At 57.4% G+C, this 23,382-nt stretch carries 20 protein-coding genes; 5 read left to right on the top strand and 15 right to left on the bottom strand.

The window, feature by feature from the left end:
* Window positions 1-25 precede the first annotated feature (25 nt).
* The 3 genes from iscS to trmJ form a co-directional block, all read right to left on the bottom strand.
* Window positions 26-1,240, bottom strand: a complete 1,215-nt coding sequence (gene iscS, locus KB892_RS05145; protein ID WP_002913992.1) for a cysteine desulfurase — start codon at window positions 1,238-1,240, stop codon at window positions 26-28.
* A gap of 178 nt (window positions 1,241-1,418) precedes the next feature.
* Window positions 1,419-1,910, bottom strand: coding sequence for a Fe-S cluster assembly transcriptional regulator IscR (gene iscR, locus KB892_RS05140; protein ID WP_002913993.1), 492 nt, complete (start codon window positions 1,908-1,910; stop codon window positions 1,419-1,421).
* Between the two features lie 234 nt (window positions 1,911-2,144).
* Window positions 2,145-2,879 (bottom strand): tRNA (cytosine(32)/uridine(32)-2'-O)-methyltransferase TrmJ, encoded by a 735-nt coding sequence (gene trmJ, locus KB892_RS05135; RefSeq protein ID WP_002913994.1) that lies wholly within the window; start codon window positions 2,877-2,879, stop codon window positions 2,145-2,147.
* Window positions 2,880-2,999: 120 nt separating this feature from the next.
* Here trmJ and suhB point away from each other — a divergent pair, with 120 nt between their 5' ends.
* Entirely contained in the window at window positions 3,000-3,803 is an 804-nt protein-coding gene (suhB, locus tag KB892_RS05130) for an inositol-1-monophosphatase (protein WP_002913995.1), read from the top strand.
* 46 nt (window positions 3,804-3,849) lie between these two features.
* Here suhB and KB892_RS05125 read toward each other — a convergent pair whose 3' ends face one another.
* From KB892_RS05125 to KB892_RS05115, 3 genes are all read right to left on the bottom strand, one after another.
* A complete protein-coding gene (locus KB892_RS05125) occupies window positions 3,850-4,686 on the bottom strand; it encodes a hypothetical protein (protein ID WP_002913996.1) in 837 nt (278 codons plus the stop codon).
* Between the two features lie 99 nt (window positions 4,687-4,785).
* Window positions 4,786-5,766 carry a nickel/cobalt transporter gene (locus KB892_RS05120; RefSeq protein WP_002913997.1) on the bottom strand — a complete coding sequence of 327 codons (981 nt, stop codon included), beginning with the start codon at window positions 5,764-5,766 and terminating at the stop codon, window positions 4,786-4,788.
* The gene (locus KB892_RS05115; protein ID WP_004151988.1) at window positions 5,757-6,395 is read right to left on the bottom strand and encodes a DUF1007 family protein; all 639 of its coding nucleotides are present in this window, start codon (window positions 6,393-6,395) and stop codon (window positions 5,757-5,759) included. Before KB892_RS05115 ends, KB892_RS05120 begins: the two co-directional genes overlap by 10 nt.
* Before the next feature lie 124 nt (window positions 6,396-6,519).
* Here KB892_RS05115 and csiE point away from each other — a divergent pair, with 124 nt between their 5' ends.
* Window positions 6,520-7,797, top strand: coding sequence for a stationary phase inducible protein CsiE (csiE, locus tag KB892_RS05110; protein WP_002914002.1), 1,278 nt, complete (start codon window positions 6,520-6,522; stop codon window positions 7,795-7,797).
* Here csiE and KB892_RS05105 read toward each other — a convergent pair.
* The 4 genes from KB892_RS05105 to KB892_RS05090 all read right to left on the bottom strand — a co-directional run bounded on the left by KB892_RS05105 (window position 7,794) and on the right by KB892_RS05090 (window position 14,627).
* Window positions 7,794-8,930, bottom strand: a complete 1,137-nt coding sequence (locus KB892_RS05105) for a 3-phenylpropionate MFS transporter (RefSeq protein ID WP_002914013.1) — start codon at window positions 8,928-8,930, stop codon at window positions 7,794-7,796. The genes csiE and KB892_RS05105 overlap by 4 nt on opposite strands.
* Before the next feature lie 82 nt (window positions 8,931-9,012).
* Entirely contained in the window at window positions 9,013-9,846 is an 834-nt protein-coding gene (locus KB892_RS05100) for an aldose 1-epimerase (RefSeq protein ID WP_002914015.1), read from the bottom strand.
* The gene (locus tag KB892_RS05095) at window positions 9,846-11,282 is read right to left on the bottom strand and encodes a sugar porter family MFS transporter (RefSeq protein WP_002914018.1); all 1,437 of its coding nucleotides are present in this window, start codon (window positions 11,280-11,282) and stop codon (window positions 9,846-9,848) included. Before KB892_RS05095 ends, KB892_RS05100 begins: the two co-directional genes overlap by 1 nt.
* 69 nt (window positions 11,283-11,351) lie before the next feature.
* A complete protein-coding gene (locus KB892_RS05090) occupies window positions 11,352-14,627 on the bottom strand; it encodes a DUF5107 domain-containing protein (RefSeq protein ID WP_002914020.1) in 3,276 nt (1,091 codons plus the stop codon).
* Window positions 14,628-14,739: 112 nt separating this feature from the next.
* Here KB892_RS05090 and KB892_RS05085 point away from each other — a divergent pair, with 112 nt between their 5' ends.
* Together KB892_RS05085 and KB892_RS05080 are read left to right on the top strand one after the other, a co-directional pair.
* On the top strand, window positions 14,740-15,936 hold the full coding sequence (locus KB892_RS05085) for an ROK family transcriptional regulator (protein WP_002914022.1): 1,197 nt from the start codon (window positions 14,740-14,742) through the stop codon (window positions 15,934-15,936).
* Window positions 15,937-16,009: 73 nt separating this feature from the next.
* A complete protein-coding gene (locus KB892_RS05080) occupies window positions 16,010-16,432 on the top strand; it encodes a DoxX family protein (RefSeq protein WP_002914024.1) in 423 nt (140 codons plus the stop codon).
* 55 nt (window positions 16,433-16,487) lie between these two features.
* On the opposite strand, the gene glyA is transcribed toward KB892_RS05080, so the two are convergent.
* A complete protein-coding gene (glyA, locus tag KB892_RS05075; protein WP_002914027.1) occupies window positions 16,488-17,741 on the bottom strand; it encodes a serine hydroxymethyltransferase in 1,254 nt (417 codons plus the stop codon).
* Between the two features lie 325 nt (window positions 17,742-18,066).
* Here glyA and hmpA point away from each other — a divergent pair, with 325 nt between their 5' ends.
* Window positions 18,067-19,257 carry an NO-inducible flavohemoprotein gene (hmpA, locus tag KB892_RS05070; RefSeq protein ID WP_002914028.1) on the top strand — a complete coding sequence of 397 codons (1,191 nt, stop codon included), beginning with the start codon at window positions 18,067-18,069 and terminating at the stop codon, window positions 19,255-19,257.
* A 73-nt stretch (window positions 19,258-19,330) separates the two neighbouring features.
* Here hmpA and glnB read toward each other — a convergent pair whose 3' ends face one another.
* From glnB to KB892_RS05050, 4 genes are all read right to left on the bottom strand, one after another.
* Complete coding sequence (gene glnB, locus KB892_RS05065) at window positions 19,331-19,669, bottom strand: nitrogen regulatory protein P-II (RefSeq protein WP_002914032.1); 339 nt, start codon at window positions 19,667-19,669, stop codon at window positions 19,331-19,333.
* A gap of 65 nt (window positions 19,670-19,734) precedes the next feature.
* Window positions 19,735-21,072 (bottom strand): two-component system response regulator GlrR, encoded by a 1,338-nt coding sequence (gene glrR / locus KB892_RS05060; RefSeq protein ID WP_004149357.1) that lies wholly within the window; start codon window positions 21,070-21,072, stop codon window positions 19,735-19,737.
* The gene (qseG, locus tag KB892_RS05055; protein WP_002914033.1) at window positions 21,059-21,745 is read right to left on the bottom strand and encodes a two-component system QseEF-associated lipoprotein QseG; all 687 of its coding nucleotides are present in this window, start codon (window positions 21,743-21,745) and stop codon (window positions 21,059-21,061) included. Before qseG ends, glrR begins: the two co-directional genes overlap by 14 nt.
* A gap of 29 nt (window positions 21,746-21,774) precedes the next feature.
* Complete coding sequence (locus KB892_RS05050) at window positions 21,775-23,196, bottom strand: sensor histidine kinase (protein WP_072353999.1); 1,422 nt, start codon at window positions 23,194-23,196, stop codon at window positions 21,775-21,777.
* Window positions 23,197-23,382 lie beyond the last annotated feature (186 nt).

Raw genomic sequence — 23,382 nt, 5'->3', positions numbered from 1 at the left:
ATGAATTCTCCTTATTGGTGCCGAATTAGTGATGTGACCATTCAATGCTGTTCAGATCCACGCCCTGTTTGAACATTTCCCACAGCGGAGAAAGCTCGCGCAGACGGCCAATGGATTTGCGAATCAGATCGATGGCATAGTCAATCTCTTCTTCGGTAGTGAAACGACCTAAAGAGAAACGAATAGAACTGTGCGCCAGTTCATCAGTCATGCCTAACGCGCGCAGCACGTAGGATGGCTCAAGGCTCGCCGAAGTACAGGCTGAACCGGAGGAAACCGCCAGGTCTTTCAGCGCCATAATCAGCGACTCGCCTTCAACATAGTTGAAGCTGACGTTAAGAATGTTCGGCGCGCCCTGCTCGAGGTCGCCGTTGAGGTACACTTCTTCCATATCCTTCACGCCGTTCCACAGACGGTTGCGCAGCGTGCGCAGACGCGCCATCTCGCTTTCCATCTCTTCTTTGGCGATACGGTAAGCTTCACCCATGCCGACGATCTGGTGAACAGGCAGAGTACCGGAACGCATACCGCGCTCGTGGCCGCCGCCGTGGATTTGCGCTTCGATACGAATACGCGGCTTACGACGCACGTACAGCGCGCCGATGCCTTTCGGACCGTAGATTTTGTGACCGGAGAAGGACATCAGGTCAACTTTCAGCTGGCTCAGATCGATAGGCAGCTTGCCCACGCTCTGGGTGGCGTCTACGTGGTAAATGATACCGCGGGCGCGACACATCTCGCCGATGGTAGCGATATCCTGCACCACGCCGATTTCGTTATTCACATGCATGATGGAAACCAGGATGGTGTCGTCACGCATCGCTGCTTCCAGCTCTTTCAGATCGATAATCCCGTTGCTCTGCGGCGCCAGGTAGGTCACTTCGAAGCCTTCGCGCTCCAGCTGACGGCAGGTATCCAGAACCGCTTTATGCTCGGTTTTGCTGGTGATGATGTGCTTGCCTTTTTTCTGATAAAAGTTGGCTGCACCCTTGATCGCCAGGTTGTCGGATTCAGTCGCACCAGAGGTAAAGACGATTTCGCGCGGGTCGGCGCCGACCAGCTCGGCAATCTGATTGCGGGCGATATCAACCGCCTCTTCAGCCTGCCAGCCAAAACGGTGGGAACGGGAGGCCGGGTTACCAAAGGTCCCGTCCATGGTCAGGAACTGCATCATTTTCTCGGCAACACGCGGGTCCACCGGCGTGGTTGCGGAGTAATCGAGGTAAATCGGTAATTTCATTGCTCTTAAACTCCGTACATCACTCAATGCAAGGAATCAGGCAACCGGCTTGATGTACGACCGAGTACACGGAATGTCGGAGCATCCCGGCCTGATTCTGAAAGCTCTTTATAATCGTTGTCCCGCCGTTTCGCGCCGCCTTGCCCTGTCAGCCGCAGCCCGAAACGGGACGGGTCACTCAGGCGCGCAGTTTAACGTCAATCGCGTCCTGGGTGCGCGCATTGCGCTGGGTTTCGTGCTGATGCTGACGACCGGAAACATCGAGGATCTCCTGGTTATTCACCAGTTCCCCGAGGGTGATATTGTTCAGGAAGCCGGTCAGGCGCTCGCTCAGGTCGCGCCACAGCGCGTGAGTCAGGCATTTATCGCCGCCCTGACAGCCGCCCTTGCCCTGGCAACGGGTGGCGTCAACGGATTCGTCCACGGCGCTAATGACTTCGCCGACGGCGATACTGCCGGCATCTTTACCTAACAGATAACCACCACCTGGGCCACGAACGCTGGAAACCAGGCCATTTTTACGCAGGCGAGAGAACAGCTGTTCCAGATAGGAAAGCGAAATTCCCTGACGCTCTGAAATATCTGCCAACGGCACCGGGCCCGTTTCAGAGTTGAGCGCAACGTCAAGCATCGCGGTCACGGCATAACGCCCTTTAGATGTCAGTCTCATGTCTTACTTAACCTCAAACTCGCCCCTGGCCGGGCTTTTTATTAATATGGGTATTGCATAGCAGGGCCAAGTCTGACATTCCCGAGTAATTTGGTCAACTATTTACTTGACTGTTTTAGTCAGGTATTTGGCTTTCCGTGCCGTTTTACTTCCGCATAGCCTGATACCTTCATCCCGCCAGGCGAGCCCGATTCGTTGCCCGGATAAGCGAAACGCCATCCGGCGTTAACGCAGTTACTTACCTTTATTCTGCTGCTCAATAGACGCCAGCATGCCGCGCAGGATGTTCAACTCCTGGCTTTCCGGACGCGCGCGGGTGAACAGACGACGCAGCTTGTTCATCACCTGCCCCGGATGATTCGGGCGGATAAAGCCCGTCGCCAGCAGCGTCTGCTCAAGATGGTCGTAGAATCGCTCCAGATCGTCCACCAGCGGGTACGGCGCCTCTTCATGCTCAACCGCCGGCTGCGCTTGCTCCTGCGCCGCCAGCCAGGCCATCCGCACTTCATAGGCGATAACCTGCACCGCCATCGCCAGGTTCAGCGAGCTGTACTCCGGGTTGGCGGCGATCGCCACGTGATAGTGGCACTTCTGCAGTTCATCGTTGGTCAGACCAACGCGCTCGCGGCCAAAGACCAGCGCCACCGGCGCATGCTGACCTTCGGCGACGCTTTTCAGACCGCATTCGCGCGGGTCGAGCATCGGCCACGGCAGCGTGCGGGAGCGCGCGCTGGTGCCAACCACCAGGCTACAGCCTGCCAGCGCTTCATCAAGGGTATCGACAATCTGCGCGTTGCCGATCACGTCGCTGGCGCCCGCGGCCAGGGCTATCGCCTGCGAATCGGGTTTGACCAGCGGATTGACCAGCCACAGGTTAGTTAAGCCCATGGTTTTCATCGCGCGGGCTACGGAGCCCATGTTGCCGGTATGGGAAGTTTCTACCAGTACGATTCGAATATTTTGCAGCATTATGGTTCTTCGGCTAAAGATTATTCGTGCATGCTACCATAAAACGGAGACATAAGCAGATTTGGCTGCTATTATATGCGCCGTTTTTTCCCGTTCTTTAACATCCAGTGAGAGAGACCGATGCATCCGATGCTGAACATCGCCGTGCGCGCCGCGCGCAAGGCGGGTAATTTAATTGCCAAACACTACGAAACGCCAGACACCGTAGAAACCAGCCAGAAAGGCAGCAATGATTTTGTGACCAACGTCGATAAAGCCGCCGAAGCGATTATTATCGAAACCATTCGCAAATCTTACCCGCAGCACACCATTATCACCGAAGAAAGCGGTGAACACGCTGGCGAAGAGCAGGATGTTCAATGGGTTATCGATCCACTGGATGGCACCACCAACTTCGTTAAACGTCTGCCGCACTTCTCTGTTTCCATCGCCGTACGCATCAAAGGTCGTACTGAAGTCGCGGTGGTCTACGATCCGATGCGTAACGAACTGTTTACCGCGACCCGCGGCCAGGGCGCGCAGCTGAACGGCTACCGTCTGCGCGGCAGCAACGCTCGCGACCTCGACGGCACCATTATCGCGACCGGCTTCCCGTTCAAAGCGAAGCAGCACGCCACCACCTACATGAATATTCTCGGCAACATGTTTACCGAATGTGCCGACTTCCGTCGCACCGGCTCTGCCGCGCTGGATCTGGCCTATGTGGCCGCCGGCCGCGTTGACGGTTACTTTGAGATCGCCCTGAAACCATGGGATTTCGCCGCAGGCGAACTGATCGCCCGTGAAGCTGGCGCGATTGTCTGCGACTTCACCGGCGGTCATAACTATATGCTGACGGGCAACATCGTTGCCGGTAACCCGCGCGTGGTGAAAGCGATGCTGGCGAACATGCGCGAGCAGCTGAGCGACGCGCTGAAGCGTTAATCTCTTACTGATGTCAAAAAGGAAGCCGCGGCTTCCTTTTTTTATGTCATTTTATCATGTTGAGGATCTGGCGAATCACCGCATTACCGCCAATACAGAGCACCGTCAGGCCGCTAAATAAGGCCAGCGGTCCGCGCCAACGCAGACAGCCCTGCGTCCCCAGCCAGCGCCGGAAACACAGCGCTATCCCTACCACCGTCAGCCTGGCTAACAGCACGCCGACCATCGCCGGAACCAGCAGCAGCCATCCCCACAGCGGCAGCTCATACTGCTGCGCACTGAGTAAAATCCATACCAGCTGAAACGGCAGATAAAAACTCAGGGCAAAGATCAGCGGAATGCGAATATTGCCTGCCGGTGCGGCAACGCCCTGAAAGTCGCGCCAGCCGTCGCGCAGCAGTATTCCAGCCAGCACCAGCGTGGCCAGATAGCATACGTCGTTAAAGATGCCCACGATCTGCATTAGCCTGTCGCTGCTTAGCTTACCCATAAACGCGAAACGCCAGAAAATGATCACCAGAAAACCGAACTGCAACACCCAGCTGCGCAGGATCCAGTCGACCATCTCCCGCGGCGAGGGCTGGTTATGCACAGCCCAGGCAACAATGGGCAGTTTACTGTGACCGGGATGACAAAAGGCCAGCACGAAGCCCGACAGCGTTAGGGTGGCGTAGGCCACCAGCGGAATATCCGCGACACTCGCCACCCCGAATCGCATAACATACGGCATGGCGTGGTAGACACGCACCAGATCTGACGGCCACCAGCTGGCCAGGGCTGGAAACCAGAATACGATCGCCAGGCCCGCCAGCAGCCCGGCGGCGCCGGCGCAGCCATAATAGAACCGCCCGCTCTGCGCGGGAGAAACGATATTTGCGGCCATAGCGACTCCTTGTCATCCGCCGAAAAGCGGAAAACTAGAGCATCGCTTCGCCAGCGGCAAGCGCTGGCGCCCACTTTAGGATTTGCGCCCGGCGTCTGTCTAAAACGGACGGATCCCACCGCCGGCAGGGACGGCGCTGAGCCACATCACCCCTGCCGCCGCCAGCAATATGACGCCGCCGGCCAGCGCCAGCGTCGCCCAACTAACCTGCTTCCATAACGCTGGCGCCTGATGGCGACTGAGGCGGATCGCCAGTTGGCGGAACCCATGCACCAACAGCGCCAGCGCCGTGATAGTCAACGAGGTTCCCGCCGCCATCGCCAGCGCCGCCGCCATCCCCCAGCCAAAAACGCCGATTACCTTGCTGAACAGCAGAACCATGATCGCCCCCGAGCAGGGACGCATACCCATCGACAGGACGATCGCGGCGCGAGCCCGCCAGTCGTCGCCAGCCTGCAGCTGCTCCGGGGCCGGGAGATGCTGATGCCCGCAGCCGCAGTGTTCGTTATGAACATGATGCGGAGTAAAAGCGGTAAACGTTGGCCGGCGCAGCAGCAGACGCAGCTTTTTTAACGCCCGCCAGCACAGCAGCAGCCCTAACGCGCCCACCAGCAAATAGCTCCCCTTCTCCAGCCAGAAACTGCTGAGGTGCAGCTGGCACGCCGGCAGCTGCAGCAGCGCCAGCACCACGACCACCAGCGCGATGGCCACCAGCCCCTGCAGTAAAGAAGCGGCCAGCGTCAGGCCAATGCTTGATTTCAGCTTCGCGGGATGGGTGGCAAGCCAGGTCGTAATGACAATTTTACCGTGTCCGGGCCCTAAGGCATGGAGCACCCCGTAAACGAAGCTAAACCCCAGCAGCGACAGCCCTGCCGCCGCCGGGTTCTCCGCCACCGCCTGCAGCAGGCGGCTGAGTTCCAGGTTTAGCGAACGCTGCCAGACTGCGCTCTGCATCAGCACCTGCGGCCACGCCCGCCACAGCCAGATGCCGCCGATGATGCTCACAGCCAGCAACAGCGCCAGCGGCCACAGCGCTTTCCAGCGCGAAAATCGCGCGCGCGGAGTAAAAATTACTGACATGTCAGGGTCACCTTCTGGGCAAAATAGCTGCCCAGCGCCATATCCTCCGGCGGCGCATCCGCTTTATCCAGCGACTGGGCGTATGAGAGCATTTTGTCGTTCGGTTTTGGCGTCATCACCGTTGCCTTACAGGCGGCCCGCAGCCCTGCGGGCAGGGAAAAATCGCTATCCTTGTCATAAAACATATCGACGTAGTAGGTCGGGTCGAAGGTGGAAAAGGTAAACGTCTGCCCGGCAATGGGTTGCGGCGTCGCCAGCGGCAGAGTAAAGGTGAGTACCGCCTGCAGTCCGTCACGTTCGAGGCCGTAACCGTCGGGACGATTGTCAAATTTAACCCGCTGACCGTTATGCCACAGCTCGCTGAAATAGTGCTGACCGAGCACGTTGGCCATCACCTCCGCCGCCAGCTTTTTCCAGACTTCGCTGCCCGGTTTGGCGTTTCCGGCATCATAGAGCAGATCCGATGAGGTAATTTCATCCATCGTCCAGCGCATTTTAAAGGCGCTCAGCAGACCGTCCTTGACCACCGGCTCGCTTTGCAGGCTGATGAAGCTATGCGGATGCGCAGCGGCCGACCATGATAAAACCATGAAAAACGCCGCGCTTGTGCATTGTTTCACTCTGTTCATCTGTTCCTCACGTGAAAAATTCTGTGAACTTCGCCAGCAATCCTGAGTAAAAGCGGACGCTCTTCCCTGCCCACGCCGCGGTCATTGTCTATCCTTAGCGGAAACCCTAACTGGAACTTACCAGATGATGACCGTCATTGAACCACCATCTGCGCTTTCCAGTCCACAGCGCCGTAGCCAGGTGCTCCTGATGTTTTATCTGCCCGGACAGTCGGTGACGACTGAACGGCTTGGCAGGATCAACCTCGTTGATGAGACCACGGCCCGGCAGGATATTGAGGAGACCGGACGCGAAATTCAGCGTTACCACCGTTTGACCCTCCAGTCACAGGTGGACGGCAGCTATCGGATTGAAGGCGCCGCGCTCGACCAACGTTTATGTCTGCTGCATGCGCTGCGGCGGGGGCTGCGCCTCTGCCCACAGTTCGTTAATCATCATTTTACCCCGGCGCTGAAAACGCAGCTTAAACAGGAAGGCATTGCCCGCACCTTATACGATGATACCAATCTGCAGGCGCTGGTGAACCGCTGCGCGCGGGCGCTCAATCGCCAGTTTGACTGCCGCGACGTGCAGTTTCTGCGCTTGTACCTGCAGTACTGTCTGCTCGAACATCACCGGGGATACTCTCCGGACTTCAATGAGGAACAGCAACGCTGGGCTCAAACCGCCGCCGAGTTCACCCTGGCGCAGGAGATTGTCCGCCACTGGCAGCGTCGGGTCGGCGCTCCGCCCCATGTCGGAGAACCTTTTTTCCTCTCGCTGCTGTTTATGTTGCTCAAAACCCCCGACCCGGTCCGCGACGGTCACCCGCACGATCGCCGCCTGCGGCTGGCTATCTCCGGCCTGATCCACCGCTTCCAGATCCTCGCTGGCAGAGCGTTCAGTGATGAGCAGGGGCTCAGCGATCAACTCTATATTCATTTGTCGCAGGCGTTGATCCGCAGCGTGTTTGCTATCGGCATCGACAGCACGCTCACAGAGGAAGTGACCCGGCTCTACCCTCGCTTACTGCGTACCACCCAGGCGGCATTGAGCGAATTCGAGGAGGCCTGGCACATCCGTTTTAATGAGGAAGAGACCGGTTTAATCGCGGTGATCTTTGGCGCCTGGCTGATGCAGAAAAGCGACCTGCACGAGAAACAGGTGCTGTTGCTAACCGATGACAACCCAGCTATTGAAGAGGCCCTGGAACAACAGCTGCGCGAACTAACGCTGCTGCCGCTGAATATCAAATACCAGAGCGTAGAGCGCTTTCAGAAGGAAGGTGCGCCCAAAGGGGTGACGCTTATCGTCACCCCCTATGCGACGGCGCTGCCGCTGTTTTCGCCGCCGCTGATCCACGCGGAGAACTACTTCACTGAACGCCAGCAGCAGCATATCTGCGCCATGCTCGAGGACTAGGCCGCCACCGCTTTTGGCCGTATAGCCATCGCCGGGAGCGTCAGCAGGGCCATCACCCAGAATACGCCCTGGTGCAGGTGCTGATAGAGGAAACCGGCGAAGACGGTCATGATGGCAATACTGCCGCCCATCGCCACCGCGGAGTAGACGGCCTGCAGACGGATCACTTCGCTACCCTGACGGGCGGCGATATAGCGCATCGCCGCCAGATGACACACCGTGAAGGTGCCACAGTGAAGGATCTGCGCAAGGATGAGTCCCGGCAGCGCCGTGGTCCAGCCCATCAGTCCCCAGCGAATCAGCCCGCAGACGGCGGAGAGCAAGAGCAGGTCGCGGGCGCTGAAGCGGCGGAACACCTTTTTACTCAACGCGAAGATCACCACTTCCGCCACCACGCCTAACGACCATAGATAACCGACCGCCGAGGCGGAATAGCCGGCCTGCTGCCAGTAGATGGCACTAAAGCCATAGTAGGCGGCATGCGCTCCCTGCAGCAGACAAACGCAGGCGAGAAAGCGCCAGCTTTGGCGCACCAGCGTCAGCCAGGCCGCCATTCCGGCCCCCTGCTGCTGGCGCGACTCCCCCTGGGGCATCACCGACGGCTTAAGCAGCATGCCGAGCAGCATCGAGGCGACCCCCAGGCTTAGCATCAGCAGGATCGCCCGGTAATCGAACAGGCTCACCAGCTTGCCGGTCAGCGCCGAACCAATCACAAAGGCAATAGATCCCCACAGCCGCACCCGGCCATAGTCCATGGTGATCTGCTTTTGCCAGGTATTGGCCAGAGCATCCGTCAGCGGCACCAGCGGCGAAAAGAACAGGTTGAAGCCGATGATGATCGCCAGCAGCCATGCTACGTGGCTGCCGGCCCAGAAGGCCAGCGCGAAGAGCAAGGTTAACAGCGCCAGCACGCGCAGCGCGGTGATCAGCCGGGAGGGATCGCTCACCCGCGGGGCAATCAGCAGACTGCCGAGAAAACGGGCCACCAGACCGGCGCCAAGCAAAATGCCGATGGTTTCCGGAGTCAGCCCGTTTCCGGCCAGCCAGACGCTCCAGAAGGGCAGAAAAATACCGTAGCTAAAAAAGTAGGTGAAATAACTGAGCGCCAGCCAGCGCGTGGAGTGCAAGACCATGATTTCCTCCCGAATGGTGGCGATAGTCTGGCGATAAACCCCGGCGGGCGCAAGATGCTCTTGTCTGCTGATAGCTCGTTATTTATGCTCCCTCGATGATGATTTTCAGCGAAAAATTCAGCTTCTCTCCCGCGCCTAAAACTCGCAGCCCCGGCTGCCCATCCATGTTGTGGGCGTTTACCGGATGGCTTTGCGGCTCGAGGCAAAGGAATGATTCACCTTGCATTCTGAACAGCATCAACCACGGAGTTTGCGATAGAATTGTGATATTCATCACGTCATTACTTACCTTCGCCCGCCCGCCCCAGCCGGAATAACCCACGTTCAGCCAACGATCTTCACCGAACTGAGCCACGCTGAAATTGGCATAGTCGGGCAAGTTTCCTTGCCAGTTGAGAGGTAAATGATTCTCCCCTTCCGGCCAGTAACCGCTGACCTGGAACTGAACCTTGCTGCGTTCATCGAAAGGGAAAAAGGGATGAAAGCCGCAGCCGTAAAGCGCAGGGACCTCCCCATAGTGGGTAAGCGTTAGCTCCGCTATCAGCTGGTTACGCAGCAACTGGTAGCGGAGCTGCGCCAGATAATCGAAACCGCAGGCATGCTGCCGACGCAGCTGTAATACACAATACTCGGCGCCGCACTCAATAATATCCCAGCGCTGTAACCAGCCGTCACCGTGAAGAAAGAAATACTCGTCGGCATGGTGGCGAGGCAGGACAATCTCCTGCCCATGAAAAATAAAACGGTTGCCGGCGACGCGATTGGCCAATGGCAGCATCGGAAACATGCCGCCGGCGGGATTTTCATATAGCACCGGCGCTTGATATTGCCGCGAGAATAAACTTTGCACTTTGCCGCCCAGAGAAGAGACGCACATCCGCAGATGCGCGTTCTCCAGAATCCACTCTTCCGCCATTAGCGCATCTGCTCCTGCTTCGCCGCATTAACGCCCGTATGACGCTGCGCCAGCTGCTCTTCCAGCGCTTCGAGGGTGATACCTTTCGTTTCCGGGACGTTGCGCAGGATATAGAGGTAGCCGGCAGCGCAAATGACACCATACAGCAGGAAGCTTCCTGCCGCGCCCAGACCGGCATTAAGCAGCGGGAAAGTATAGGTTAACAGGAAACAGGCGATCCACAGCGCCAGGGTACCTAAAGACATCGCGAGTCCACGTACGCGGTTGGGAAAAATCTCCGCCAGCAGCACCCAGGTCACCGGCGCCAGGGTCAACGCATAAATAGCAATCGCCGCCAGCACCAGCAACAGTACCGGCCACCCCATAATGCCCATGGCGTAAGCGCCGGCGATCAGCACATAGATCAGCGTCAATCCCGAAGCGCCAAGCAGCATTAATTTACGGCGACCGATTTTATCCACCAGCGGCAGCGCCGCAATGGTAAAGACCAGATTAACGACGCCCGTCGCGACGATCGATTTCAGCGTGCTGTTAATATCGAACCCCGCCGAGGCAAAAATCTCCTGCGCGTAGTTAAAGATGACGTTAATCCCACACCACTGCTGGAATATGGCGAGCACCATGCCAATGATCACAATCGGTTTCACCTGGGGAGCCAACAGCGCGCCATAGGAGACTTTATTGTTATCCTTTTCCAGGGTATGCGCGATTTCACGCAGGATCCTGTCGGCATAGTCGGCAGAACCAATGCGTTCCAGCGCAGCCCGGGCGCGCTCCGGTTTACCGGCCTTCATGAGCCAGCGCGGCGACTCGGGGACAAAAAACATCAGGACCAGAAACGCCAGCGCCGGCACCAGTTCCGCACCGAACATCCAGCGCCAGCCCATCTGCCCATTCCAGCTGTCCACAATCATCTGCTGCGTCGCCCCCGGCTCCACCGGTTCAGCAATCATCAGATTGATTAACTGAGCGGCCAGTACGCCAATCACGATGGTGAGCTGATTGACCGCGACAAAACGCCCTCTTTTCTCTGCCGGACTGACTTCGGCAATGTAAAGCGGGCTGAGAGCGGAAGCCAGACCAATCCCTACGCCGCCCACAATGCGGTAAACCACAAACATATCGAAATGACTGGCGACCGCCGTCCCCCAGGCCGACGCGCTGAACAGCACGGCGGAAAGAATTAATGGCAGCTTGCGCCCCAGTTTGTCTGCGCACCATCCCGAAATTAATGCGCCGAAAATACAGCCCAACAGCGCTGAGCTCATCGCCCAGCCGGACTGCGCCGGGTCCGTAATTGAAAACCAGGCTTCATAAAATGGCTTAGCGCCGCCAATCACCACCCAGTCATAGCCAAACAGTAAACCACCGCAGGCGGCGACCAGACAAATCGTCCAGACGTAGCCCATTTTCAGATGTGTCTGCGCGTTGTTCATAATGATTCCTCTATAAGGGAAACGCAGGGAACAGTAGGGTTCAGGCGGGCCGAGCCCGCCCATTGAGGTTCAGGAAAAAATGCCGCTTTGCAGGGCATGGCGAATCAGATGCGCCTTATCATGAGCCGGATTTATTTGCAGAAGCTGCTGCATCCTCTGCTGGCAGGCGGATACGTTGCCCAGCCCCAGATGGCCCAACGCTTCAATAAACAAGCAGTGCTGCTGATGTCTCTGCTGCGCTGATACATCGAGAACCACCAGGTCCGGAAGAGAGACGGCAAAAAAATCGACTTGCGGAACGTCATCCCGATGCTGCGCGGCCCAGTCGATAAAATGGCGGAAGTACTGCTCGGCCTGCGCTGGGTTACCGCTCTTACGCAGCGCAATGCCCTGCCAGAAAAGATAATCGGCGGGTTGATCGTTGTAGTACCGCCCGGCGTCCAGCGTTGAGCCCCCTTGCCGGGCAAGCTGGTAATATTCCGCCGCCTGCTGCGCATCCCCAGCCTGTTCTGCGCAGTAGCCCAGCAAATACCAGATATCGTTATCCGTTTGCCCAAGCAGTCGCCCCTCCCCCAGATTGTCGGGATAGCGTAATGCGGCTTTCAGACAGTCCGTGGCCTGTTTAAACGCCCCACGCTCGATGAACTGTAATGCCCGATGGAGCTGATTGAGCAAATACTGGCCGGTGATTTTCCCTTCTCCTCCTTCCCAGGGATGGAATACGCGCGTATCCAGAATCGCGGCGGCATCGGCATAATGACCGGACGCGTTCCACAGGCTTAGCAGCTCAGCGGTCAGGTCGTCCCGCTTCAGCACCACGGCTTTACGTTCCACCAGCGTCGTCAGTCGCTCATGTACCGACCTGGCCAGTAATTTTTGCAAAAAATCGAGTTCAAACAGGAAGCGCGCATTTTCCGGCTCCAGCGCTACGGCGCGCTGCAGATAAGCCAGCGCCTGCGTTGCATCCTGCTGTTTATTCCACGAGTAAACGCCCAGCAGACGATGAGCGGGCGCATAATCGGGAGATTTTTCGAGCGTCTCGCGCCAGCAGCTCACCGCCTCGTCATAGCGACGTTTGCTGTACCAGAAGCAACCGAGTAGATAGCGGGCAAAAGCGCTGTCGCCCAGCGACTGCAGCATCTGAACTTCATCGAGCGAGTTAGGGAAACGAACATTGTGCGCATGGCAGTGCTCGGCGGCGGCAATAAACTGTTGGCGTTCATTGGCATCATCACTTAGCGACGCACGCCAGAGCATCGGCAGCGCTTCCTGACTGTCCAGAACCGCAAGAACCTCTTTCACCGCCGACGTCTGTCCGATAGAGAGCAGCCAACCCGCCAGCAGGCTGGCGTTGACCCCTCTGCGCCCCGTGATGCGCAGCAGGGTTTCTCGCGCGTCGTCGCTCCGCTCAATCATCCAGCGCGCGCAGTGCAGCGGATAGCTCAATGGGTATTGTTCAAGAGAGGCGAAAATAAACTCCAGCGCTGCTTTCTTCTGCCCACTGTTGGCTAATGCCAGCGTTTTCAACCCCATCGCCAGAGGATTGCTGGCGTTGAACCGCAGACTGGTGTTTACTTTTTCCAGCGCATCGGCAACATCACCGCGCTTCATCGCCAGCCGCGCCAGCGACCACCAGGCGGCGTCACGGCAATTACCGCTCCAGGAGGCTTTGTAATAGTGATCCCAGGCGCCTGCATCATCCCCCATCCTTTCCAGCACGCTGGCAAGCAGCATACTGGCTTCGCCATCTCGCGGGTTCTTATTCAAACGATGCGCGCGCTGTAGCGCAGCACGGGCACACTGTTCCGCCAGCGCCCAGTCGGCACTGTTGAACGCCAGGGTACCGAGGGCAACATTATTGCGATAATCCTGCGGATCGAGCTCAACCGCCCGACGATAGTAATCCCCGGCGTAGCGGCTTGCGTGGTTGTATTGTTCAAGGTGCTGGCCGATAAAATAGAGCTCGTCGCCATTGTGGATCGCTTCCGGTAACGCGGGCGCTATAGCTGGTTCGGGCAGCGGCGTCTGTTGGGTAATATGTTCCTGATAATCCAGCAGCGGCTGGTTCTCGGCGGTTTTCACTTTGAGGGTTAAGCGCCCGACGCCATTTTCCGGCAGCGTCTGCTGCCAGCTCTCACCGGGCTTCAGCGTCAGCTGAGTTTCGTACAATGGCTGATGGTCAGCGCTGAGTTCAACCACGATATGATTTAGCGGAGCAATGGCATATACGCCAAGCTGCAGTTGCCCAGACTCGCGAACCAGCTTCAGTGCCAGCTGTGTATTGGCATTTTGCACCATCCCTAACTCGCTGTAGGGAAGGAAATTTTGCACAAACACCTTCTCTTCATAAGGCGCAAGCCACGTAAAGTCAGGCTGGTTATCGGTGAAGACGCCGGTCATCAGCTCAATATAAGGGCCATTTTCATCAGTCAGATTTCGATCCCAGGCCTGGCCAAAATCCCCGTACCCCCAGCTCCACTGTTTCTTGCCAGGAGAGACATGGTGATCGGCAACATGCAGTAACCCGCCTCGCTCGTCATGATGATAAGCGCCGACAAAATCGTAATCCGACTTCTCCGCCATATACGAAGTGGGTACCGGGACGTTTTTATAACGGGAGATATCAACCCCCGCAGAATAGTCCACTTTGTAGTAGATACCGGTGGCAATCGGGAAAGCGGAAACATCACGCTTACCATGGTCGAATACAGCGGTGACATCGGGTGGGAATACACTCTGGTGGGCATCGCCGCCTTTTACTGCAGGGTTGGCCCACCACAGGAAATGGCGCGGCGTGGCGTTACCATTGAAGATCTTGCCAGTGATTTCAATCAGCGCGCGGTCAGGATAGAGCGTAAACCCGGCCATAACCTGCAAACCGCGCATGGGCTCCGCTTCCCCCATCCATACGGTCTGCGCGCCGTTTTCTCCCTGCTGAATAGAAAAATCGACCGGCTTAAAGGTCGTCGGCCGGTGATGTTGCGGCCAGTTAAATTCGATTCCGCCGGAGATCCAGGGCCCGAGCAGCCCTACCAGGGCTGGCTTAACCACCTCATTGTAATAGACGAAATCACGTTGTTTGACTTTATCATATGCCCGGTGAATACGGCCGCCAAGCTCCGGTAGCAGCATGACCCGAAGGAAATCATTCTCCATCCACACTGCCTGATAATCGCGCATTTCGCGTTCGCCGGTCAGGGTATCAATCACGCCGTAGGGATAGACGCTGCCGGAAGATCCTTGATAAACACGTTTTTCCAGAAACATAGGGTTCGGATCTTCCGCTCCCGTCGTCCACGTTGGTAATGAAATGATTTCCTGCCAGACCTTAACCGAACCGTACATGATGCCTCCACTAAACAAAACGAAGTAAAAGTTGCAATAACAGGAGTCTATATCGCCAATTCGCTGTTAAAATGCGCAATGCTCACGCAATATAGTTAAGGGAGTTAAGTGTATGCAGCGTACTGGCTTTGATAACGCCCGGGTCCGGCAGGCCAATAAGTCGATTTTTCTTTCCCATCTGTGGCGGGAAAAGCAGCTCAGTAAATCACAGCTCTCTCAACTCACCGGTCTCTCCATTCCGGCGGTGAGCAATATTCTGGCCGAGCTGCTTAGCGAGGGATTGATCGGTCACTCAACGGAACACTTGAGCAAACGGGGCGTGAACAGCGGCAGCTACCAGATCCCCGAGCACGGCGCCTGGACACTGTGCATGAATATCACCCCGACCAGCATTGAATATCAGCTTGCCGACGCCCGCCTGCTGGCAGTGGATGGTCATCAGCATTTGCCGGTCAACGCGCCCACTCCTCAGGCCCTGCTTGAGGCCATCGTTGAATGCTGGCGGCATATCCACCGCCGCTACCCGCAGCACAGCATCAATCTCGCCCTTGGCGTGCATGGACAGGTTGATCCGATTACCGGCGTTTCACAAACCATGCCCCAGGCACGCTGGAAAACACCGATCGAAATAAAGTATCTGCTTGAGGAGCGGCTTGGCGTGCAGGTTCGGGTGGATAACGACTGCGTGATGCTGGCGCTGGCGGAGAAGTGGCAGCATCAGGGTACACAGCAGGATTTTTGCGTGATCAACGTCGACTACGGTATCGGCTCGTCATTTGTGATTAACGATCATATTTATCGCGGCAGTCTGTACGGCAGCGGGCAGATTGGGCATACGATTGTCAATCCTGACGGCAAAGCCTGCGACTGCGGAAGATACGGTTGCCTCGAAACCGTCGCCTCTCTCAGCGCGCTGAAAAAACAGGCCCGAATGTGGCTCAAAACGCAGCCTGAAGCAACGCTCTCCCCTGAGCAGTTAACCACGGCGTCGCTCATTGAGGCCTGGAAAGAGGGAGATGTGCAAATTCGCGCATGGGTTGATAACGCTGCCAACGCGATTGGCTTAAGCCTCTATAATTTCCTGAATATATTAAATATTAATCAAATATGGCTTTACGGGCGCAGCTGCGCCTTCGGTGAGCAGTGGCTGGAAAGTATCGTCAAACAAACGGGTTTCAACCCCTTTGACCACCGGGATACGCCGCGAGCGCACGCCACCCAAATTGGCTTTGGCCAGCTGACACGCGCCCAGCAGCTGATGGGGATAGGTTATCTGTACGTTGAGGAGCAATTGCAGACGCTGGTTTAGTCATAAACGAACGTGGCGGAGCGCAAATTTGTGTATTACGTTTAAATCACACGTCTCTCATAACGAGCTGATTATGAACACACTCCGCTATTTTGATTTTGGCGCTTCCCGCTCTCTGTTGCTGCTTATCGCCCGCATCGCCGTGGTGATTCTGTTTATTCTTTTTGGCTACCCCAAACTGCTGGGCTTTGACGGTACGGTGCAGTACATGGCCGCCTCCGGCGCGCCGATGCCGACCCTGGCGGCGATTATCGCCGTCATTATGGAAGTGCCTGCCGCGATTCTGATTGTGCTCGGCTTTTTCACCCGCCCGCTGGCGGTCATCTTTATTTTCTACACCCTGGGCACGGCGGTGATTGGCCATCACTACTGGGATATGACTGGCGATGCGGTATTGCCGAACATGATTAACTTCTGGAAAAACGTCAGTATCGCCGGCGCTTTCCTGCTGCTGGCGGTAACCGGCCCCGGGGCGATCTCCCTCGACCGCCGCTAATCTCCAGACGCAAAAAAGGCCGCATACGCGGCCTTTTTGATGTCAACGCTAACGCTTACGCATATACCGGGAAGCGGGCGCAGATATCCAGCACTTTACCTTTCACGCGCTCAATGACCGCGTCGTCATTGATATTGTCCAGCACGTCACACATCCAGCCAGCCAGCTCTTTGACTTCCGCTTCTTTAAAGCCGCGGCGAGTCACTGCCGGAGAACCGATACGGATACCGGAGGTTACGAACGGGCTCTTCGGATCGTTCGGCACGCTGTTTTTGTTGACGGTGATGTTGGCGCGGCCCAGAGCGGCGTCAGCTTCTTTACCGGTCAGGTTTTTATCCACCAGATCCAGCAGGAACAGGTGGTTCTCAGTACCGCCAGACACCACTTTGTAGCCGCGGTTCAGGAACACTTCCACCATCGCTTTAGCGTTTTTCGCAACCTGCTGCTGGTAAACTTTAAACTCTGGCTCCATCGCTTCTTTCAGCGCCACCGCTTTCGCCGCGATAACGTGCATCAGCGGGCCGCCCTGCGCGCTTGGGAACACGGCAGAGTTCAGTTTTTTGTACAGCTCTTCGCTACCGCCTTTCGCCAGAATCAGGCCGCCGCGCGGACCCGCCAGGGTTTTGTGAGTGGTGGTGGTCACAACGTGAGCATGCGGAACCGGGTTCGGGTACACGCCAGCGGCAATCAGGCCTGCCACGTGCGCCATATCGACGAACAGGTAAGCGCCGATGCTGTCAGCGATTTCACGCATTTTCGCCCAGTCAACGATACCGGAGTAAGCGGAGAAACCACCGATGATCATCTTCGGTTTGTGTTCCTGAGCCTGCTTCGCCATGTCGTCATAGTCAATTTTACCGGACTCATCAATACCGTAAGGGATGATGTTGTACAGTTTGCCGGAGAAGTTAACCGGGGAGCCGTGAGTCAGGTGGCCGCCCTGCGCCAGGTTCATACCGAGCACGGTGTCGCCCGGCTGCAGCAGCGCGGTGTAGACGGCAAAGTTAGCCTGGGAGCCGGAGTGCGGCTGGACGTTAGCATAGTCAGCGCCGAACAGTTCTTTCGCGCGGTCGATTGCCAGCTGTTCAACCACGTCGACGTATTCACAGCCGCCGTAGTAACGCTTGCCCGGATACCCTTCAGCATATTTGTTGGTCAGCTGAGAGCCCTGCGCCTGCATAACGCGCGGACTGGTGTAGTTTTCGGAGGCGATCAGTTCGATGTGCTCTTCCTGACGTACTTTTTCCTGCTCCATAGCCTGCCACAGTTCGGCATCATAATCGGCAATGTTCATTTCACGCTTTAACATCCGCATCTCCTGACTCAGCTAACAATAAAATTTCGGCCTAAAAAGGCGGTCCGATTGGACAACGGCCCACAGTATAACCGAATCATTCTGTGATAACAGGTCTTGACAAAGGATTTTACGCAAACGATTGGCTCCGCATGACACAAGGCTTTGAGCAATAACGCCTCTCTCAGTATCAACGGATTTCTTTTCAGGTTTGTGATGCAAATTCTTCATGTTGTAACTGGATCGGGGGAATGTGTTAAAGAACCATTTACAACGCAGGGTTATTTCTTTAAGATGCATTTAAAATGCATCATTAAGATAACACATAAGGAAGCACGCTATGCTTGACGCTCAAACCATCGCCACGGTAAAAGCCACCATTCCCCTGCTGGTAGAGACCGGCCCGAAATTAACCGCCCATTTCTACGATCGTATGTTCGCGCATAATCCGGAGCTCAAAGAGATCTTCAACATGAGCAACCAGCGCAACGGCGATCAGCGTGAAGCGTTATTCAACGCTATTGCCGCCTACGCCAGCAATATCGATAACCTGCCTGCCCTGCTGCCGGCGGTGGAAAAGATCGCCCAGAAACACACCAGCTTCCAGATCAAACCGGAGCAGTACAATATTGTTGGCAGCCATCTGCTGGCGACCCTCGATGAAATGTTCAGTCCGGGCCAGGAAGTGCTCGATGCCTGGGGTAAAGCCTACGGCGTGCTGGCGAACGTCTTTATCGGCCGTGAAGCCGAGATCTATCAGCAAAACGCCAGTAAAACCGGCGGCTGGGAAGGGACCCGCGCGTTCCGCATCGTGAAGAAAACCCCGCGCAGCCAGCTTATCACCAGCTTTGAGCTCGAACCGGTTGATGGCCAGCCGGTCGCCGATTACCAGCCTGGCCAGTACCTGGCCATCTGGCTGAAACCGGAAGGCTTCGAATATCAGGAAATCCGCCAGTACTCCCTGACCCGCAAAGCGGACGGCAAAGGCTACCGCATTGCGGTTAAACGCGAGGAAGGCGGTCAGGTTTCCAGCTGGCTGCATAACCATGCCAGCGAAGGCGATGTGGTCTATCTGGCCGCCCCGGCGGGAGATTTCTTCCTTAACGTTAAGCCGCAGACGCCGGTCACTCTGCTCTCTGGCGGCGTCGGGCAAACGCCGATGCTGGCGATGCTGGATGCGCTGGCGAAGAGCGGTCATCAGGGTCAGGTGAACTGGTTCCATGCGGCGGAAAATGGCGACGTTCACGCCTTTGCCGATGAAGTGAAGGCGCTCGGCGCGGCGCTGCCGGCGTTTACCTCTCACGTCTGGTATCGCACCCCGACTGAGGCCGACCGTCAGGCTGGACGTTTTGATAGCGAAGGTTTGATGGATTTAGCAGCAGTGGCGGACAATATTCGCGACCCGCAGATGCAGTATTATCTCTGCGGCCCGGTAGCGTTTATGCAGTTTGCAGCGAAGCAGCTGGTCGAATTAGGGATCAACAAAGACAACATTCATTACGAATGCTTCGGCCCGCATAAGGTGCTGTAAGCCCCGACGCGCGGGGATTTGTAGGCCGGGTAAGCGCAGCGCCACCCGGCAATACTGCAGCGAGCGGCGAGCGTTAAATCGCCGCGTCGTCTTCTTCGCCGGTACGAATACGAATGACCCGCGCCACGTCGAAGACAAAGATTTTACCGTCGCCGATTTTACCGGTCTGTGCGGTACGGATGATGGTATCCACACAGGTATCGACGATATCGTCGGTCACTACAATTTCAATTTTTACTTTCGGCAGAAAATCGACCATATACTCGGCACCACGGTACAGTTCGGTGTGCCCTTTCTGGCGGCCAAAGCCTTTCACTTCCGTTACCGTCATCCCGGTGATGCCGACTTCGGCCAGCGCTTCACGCACGTCATCCAGTTTGAAAGGTTTAATAATCGCATCAATCTTTTTCATGGGGTTCCTGTCTTAATCGCGTAACCGGTTGCTTACCGTATCATAACTTGCGCTATAGTGCGGAGCTACTCTTTAAAGTCGTTGGCGTCGAGCTCATGGCGCGACAGCAGCTTATAGAATTCGGTGCGGTTGCGCCCTGCCATCCGCGCGGCGTGAGTGACGTTGCCCTTGGTAATTTGCAGCAGCTTGCGCAGGTAGTTCAGCTCAAACTGATTGCGCGCCTCCACGAAGGTCGGCAGCGCCGTGTTCTCGCCCTCCAGCGCTTGCTCAACCAGCGCGTCGCCGATCACTGGCGACGAAGTCAGGGCCACGCACTGCTCGATCACGTTCACCAGCTGGCGCACGTTGCCCGGCCACTTGGCGGCCATCAGCCGCTTCATCGCATCGCTGGAAAACGCCCGCACGAACGGCTTATGGCGATCGGCGGACTGACGCAGCAGATGGTTGGCCAACAGCGGAATATCTTCCGTGCGTTCGGAGAGCGGCGGTATTTTCAGGTTCACTACGTTGAGGCGGTAGAACAGGTCTTCACGAAACTCGCCGCGGGCCATCGCCTTCGGCAGGTCGCGGTGGGTGGCGGAGATAATCCGCACGTTGATTTCGATATCGCGGTTGCTGCCCAGCGGGCGCACCTTGCGCTCCTGCAGGACGCGCAGCAGCTTCACCTGCAACGCAACCGGCATATCACCGATCTCGTCGAGAAACAGCGTACCACCCTCAGCGGCCTGGAATAATCCTTCACGGTTACTGACCGCGCCGGTAAAAGCGCCCCGCGCATGGCCAAACAGTTCGGATTCGAGCAGCTGTTCCGGCAGCGCGCCGCAGTTGATCGCCACGAACGGCTTATCATGACGCGGGCTGGCGTTGTGGATCGCCTGGGCGACGATCTCCTTCCCGGTCCCGCTCTGGCCATTAATCAGTACGCTGACATCCGATTGCGCCACCATTCCGGCCTGCTCAAGCAGGCGCAGCATCAGCGGGCTGCGGGTTACAATCGCCTGGCGCCAGGCTTCGTCGGTGGCCGGCGAGCGCTGCTCCAACGCCTCATCAATGGCTTTATATAAGGCATCTTTATCGACCGGCTTGGTCAGGAAGCTGAACACCCCCTGCTGGGTAGCCGCCACGGCGTCGGGAATCGAACCGTGAGCGGTGAGAATGATCACCGGCATGCCGGGGTGGCCCTTCTGGATCTCGCTAAACAGCTGCAGGCCGTCCATTTCATCCATCCGCAGATCGCTAATCACCAGATCCACTTTCTCACGCCCCAGCACGCGCAGCGCTTCCGGCCCGCTCTCGGCGGTGACCACGCTGTAGCCTTCGCTGACCAGGCGCATGCCCAGTAGCTTCAACAGTCCCGGATCGTCATCCACCAGCAGTAAACGCGCCGGTTTACGGATCGTCATGGATCACCTCCGGCACTTTTTCGCTGCCGAAATTGCCGCCCGGCTTGCGGCTGGAGAGCTGGCGTTCGATATCCGTCAGGTTCTCCAGCTTGCGGGTGGTCAGCTCCAGCTGCTCGCGCAGCGCCAGCTCCTGCTGACGCAGTGTCTCCAGTTCGCTATCGCTGGACTGCTGAAGCTTAGCGTAACGGGCACGCTCTTCCACCAGCTGCAGCTGACGGGTCTGGCCGTCGCGCCAGAGCTGATACAGCGGGCGGACCTGAACGGCGATTTGCGGGCTGAAGGTATCGAGACGCGCCACCAGGTCGCGGCGCTCCTCAGGGGTAATTTTAGCATCAGCAAGCAGGATGCCGCGACGGAACGCGTCCTGCCAGCTGTCGTCGGTATGGCGTTTCGCCTCCGCCCGCGCCTGCGCCGGCGCGAGGCGATCGGCACAGTCAATGCCCCGCAGCCAGTAGAGGGGATTTTTGTCGCTGGCATCGCTGCTGTGCGCCCAGATATCCGCGCAGTCTACCGCGACAAAATCGGCCACCTGATGCTGCGCCTGCCCGGGGGCGGCGGTACCTTCCGCGGTATGCGGTGAAAAGCCGGCGGAACACCCCGCCAGCGTCAGACAAGCAATGCCTGAAAGCAGCCATCCGCTGAGGGAACGGCGCCAGGCCAGGAATTGGGACATAGTTCCCCGATATCGATTCATAAGTTGGATTATTCCGGCGCTGAGGGAAGCGTAATGCGAAAACAGACCTGCCCGGCGGGCGCATCAACTAAGCTGAGCTCCCCTTGCATCTGCCGGACGCAGTCGCGGGCGATACTCAACCCCAGTCCACTGCCCTTAACGGCCCCTTTACGCTGGTGACTCCCCTGGTAAAAAGGCTCGAATATCATGTTTTTTTCCGCGGCCGGGATCGGTTCGCCGCTGTTGGCGACATCAATACGCACCTGCTCTCCGTGCCGGTAGCTATGGATACGGATGTTACCGGATTCAGCGCCATAGTGCACCGCATTGGAGTAGAGATTATCCATTACGCTTATCAATAGCGCAGGCTCTGCCAGGCAACGCCGCGCCTGCAGCGTCAGTTCGGTATGCATCAGTTTAGCCCGCGCGGGCAGGCTGTGCGCCGCCACGACGTTTTCCACCAGGTCCACCAGGTCCACCGCTTCGCGAGCCACCGGGCCGTCGGCCTGTTTTCGGTTATAGTCCAGCAGCTGTTCAATCAGCTTTTGCAGGTTACGGCTACTGCTGTCGAGGATCTCGACGATCTCCTGCTGCTCAGGGGTCAGGGGCCCCGCGACGCGGTCGGCCAACAGCTCGGTACCTTCACGCATACTGGCCAACGGGGTTTTCAGCTCATGCGACAGATGGCGAAGAAATTGATGCCGCTGCGACTCCAGCCACGCCAGGCGCTCGCTGAGCCAGATGATGCGCTTGCCCACCGATCGCAGCTCGCGCGGGCCGGTAAACAATGCGGCGTCGTCCAGCGACTTCCCTGCCCCCAGCTGATTGATCATTCTTTCGATGCCTTTCACCGGGCCGATAATCATGCGGGTGAAGAGTAGCACCAGCGCCAGGCTCAGCAGAAACAGCACCAGCGCCTGCCAGCCAAAAAACTGGCCGCGTTCGGCTATCTCCTGCTGCAGCTGTTGGCCACGAGAATAGACGACCGCCCGGGTCGCCTGCACCATATCGCTGTTATTACTGGCGAAAACTTCCAGTCTGGCGGCTGCCTGGGCATCGGGTCCGCTATTTTTACACTGCAGCTGCGCCAGATCGCTGACATCCTGACGCAGCGCCTGCCAGAGCTTCTCATCCGGCAGCACGCCGGCGTGGGCGTCCAGCATCTGGCTGTAGCGCTGCCGCTGGTTTTGATAGACGCGCGCCAGCGTCGGATCGTCCAGCACGCAGTACTGGCGATAGCTGCGCTCCATCTCCAGTGCGGCATTGATCATCTCCTCGCTGCGTCGGGCGTCGACCAGGGTGGTACGGTTAATATGCGCCGCCTGGGCGCTAAGGGCGTTCAGGCTCTGCCAGGCCTGCCAGGCCAGCACCAGCAATGGCAGCAGGATCAGCACAAAAGAGAGCGTCACCAGCTGACGCAGCGAACGGGGGAAAAGAGAGAGTCGCTTCAAGGATGTAGTCTCAATCATTAGCTCTGGTCGATGCTAACTGAGGAGCGCGCCGGAGAAAAGCGCTACCGCTGGTTACTGCGCCGCAGAAACAACAAAGCCAGGCGCAAGGCCTGGCTTTGTTCAGGAATGAGGCGGTGCCTTACTCGACGTTTCGCCCGATGTCTGATAAAGCCAGGCTGTTATCAG

The sequence above is a fragment of the Klebsiella sp. P1927 genome, assembly GCF_018204675.1.
Classification (GTDB): Bacteria; Pseudomonadota; Gammaproteobacteria; order Enterobacterales; family Enterobacteriaceae; genus Klebsiella; species Klebsiella pneumoniae.
This window is presented reverse-complemented; position numbering and strand designations above follow the sequence as displayed.

Excerpts from the sequence above, each read along its gene's own strand:
- iscS (WP_002913992.1), bottom strand. The coding sequence starts at position 1,240 with ATGAAATTACCGATTTACCTCGATTACTCCGCAACCACGCCGGTGGAC.
- iscR (WP_002913993.1), bottom strand. The coding sequence starts at position 1,910 with ATGAGACTGACATCTAAAGGGCGTTATGCCGTGACCGCGATGCTTGAC.
- trmJ (WP_002913994.1), bottom strand. The coding sequence starts at position 2,879 with ATGCTGCAAAATATTCGAATCGTACTGGTAGAAACTTCCCATACCGGC.
- suhB (WP_002913995.1), top strand. The coding sequence starts at position 3,000 with ATGCATCCGATGCTGAACATCGCCGTGCGCGCCGCGCGCAAGGCGGGT.
- KB892_RS05125 (WP_002913996.1), bottom strand. The coding sequence starts at position 4,686 with ATGGCCGCAAATATCGTTTCTCCCGCGCAGAGCGGGCGGTTCTATTAT.
- KB892_RS05120 (WP_002913997.1), bottom strand. The coding sequence starts at position 5,766 with ATGTCAGTAATTTTTACTCCGCGCGCGCGATTTTCGCGCTGGAAAGCG.
- KB892_RS05115 (WP_004151988.1), bottom strand. The coding sequence starts at position 6,395 with ATGAACAGAGTGAAACAATGCACAAGCGCGGCGTTTTTCATGGTTTTA.
- csiE (WP_002914002.1), top strand. The coding sequence starts at position 6,520 with ATGATGACCGTCATTGAACCACCATCTGCGCTTTCCAGTCCACAGCGC.
- KB892_RS05105 (WP_002914013.1), bottom strand. The coding sequence starts at position 8,930 with ATGGTCTTGCACTCCACGCGCTGGCTGGCGCTCAGTTATTTCACCTAC.
- KB892_RS05100 (WP_002914015.1), bottom strand. The coding sequence starts at position 9,846 with ATGGCGGAAGAGTGGATTCTGGAGAACGCGCATCTGCGGATGTGCGTC.
- KB892_RS05095 (WP_002914018.1), bottom strand. The coding sequence starts at position 11,282 with ATGAACAACGCGCAGACACATCTGAAAATGGGCTACGTCTGGACGATT.
- KB892_RS05090 (WP_002914020.1), bottom strand. The coding sequence starts at position 14,627 with ATGTACGGTTCGGTTAAGGTCTGGCAGGAAATCATTTCATTACCAACG.
- KB892_RS05085 (WP_002914022.1), top strand. The coding sequence starts at position 14,740 with ATGCAGCGTACTGGCTTTGATAACGCCCGGGTCCGGCAGGCCAATAAG.
- KB892_RS05080 (WP_002914024.1), top strand. The coding sequence starts at position 16,010 with ATGAACACACTCCGCTATTTTGATTTTGGCGCTTCCCGCTCTCTGTTG.
- glyA (WP_002914027.1), bottom strand. The coding sequence starts at position 17,741 with ATGTTAAAGCGTGAAATGAACATTGCCGATTATGATGCCGAACTGTGG.
- hmpA (WP_002914028.1), top strand. The coding sequence starts at position 18,067 with ATGCTTGACGCTCAAACCATCGCCACGGTAAAAGCCACCATTCCCCTG.
- glnB (WP_002914032.1), bottom strand. The coding sequence starts at position 19,669 with ATGAAAAAGATTGATGCGATTATTAAACCTTTCAAACTGGATGACGTG.
- glrR (WP_004149357.1), bottom strand. The coding sequence starts at position 21,072 with ATGACGATCCGTAAACCGGCGCGTTTACTGCTGGTGGATGACGATCCG.
- qseG (WP_002914033.1), bottom strand. The coding sequence starts at position 21,745 with ATGTCCCAATTCCTGGCCTGGCGCCGTTCCCTCAGCGGATGGCTGCTT.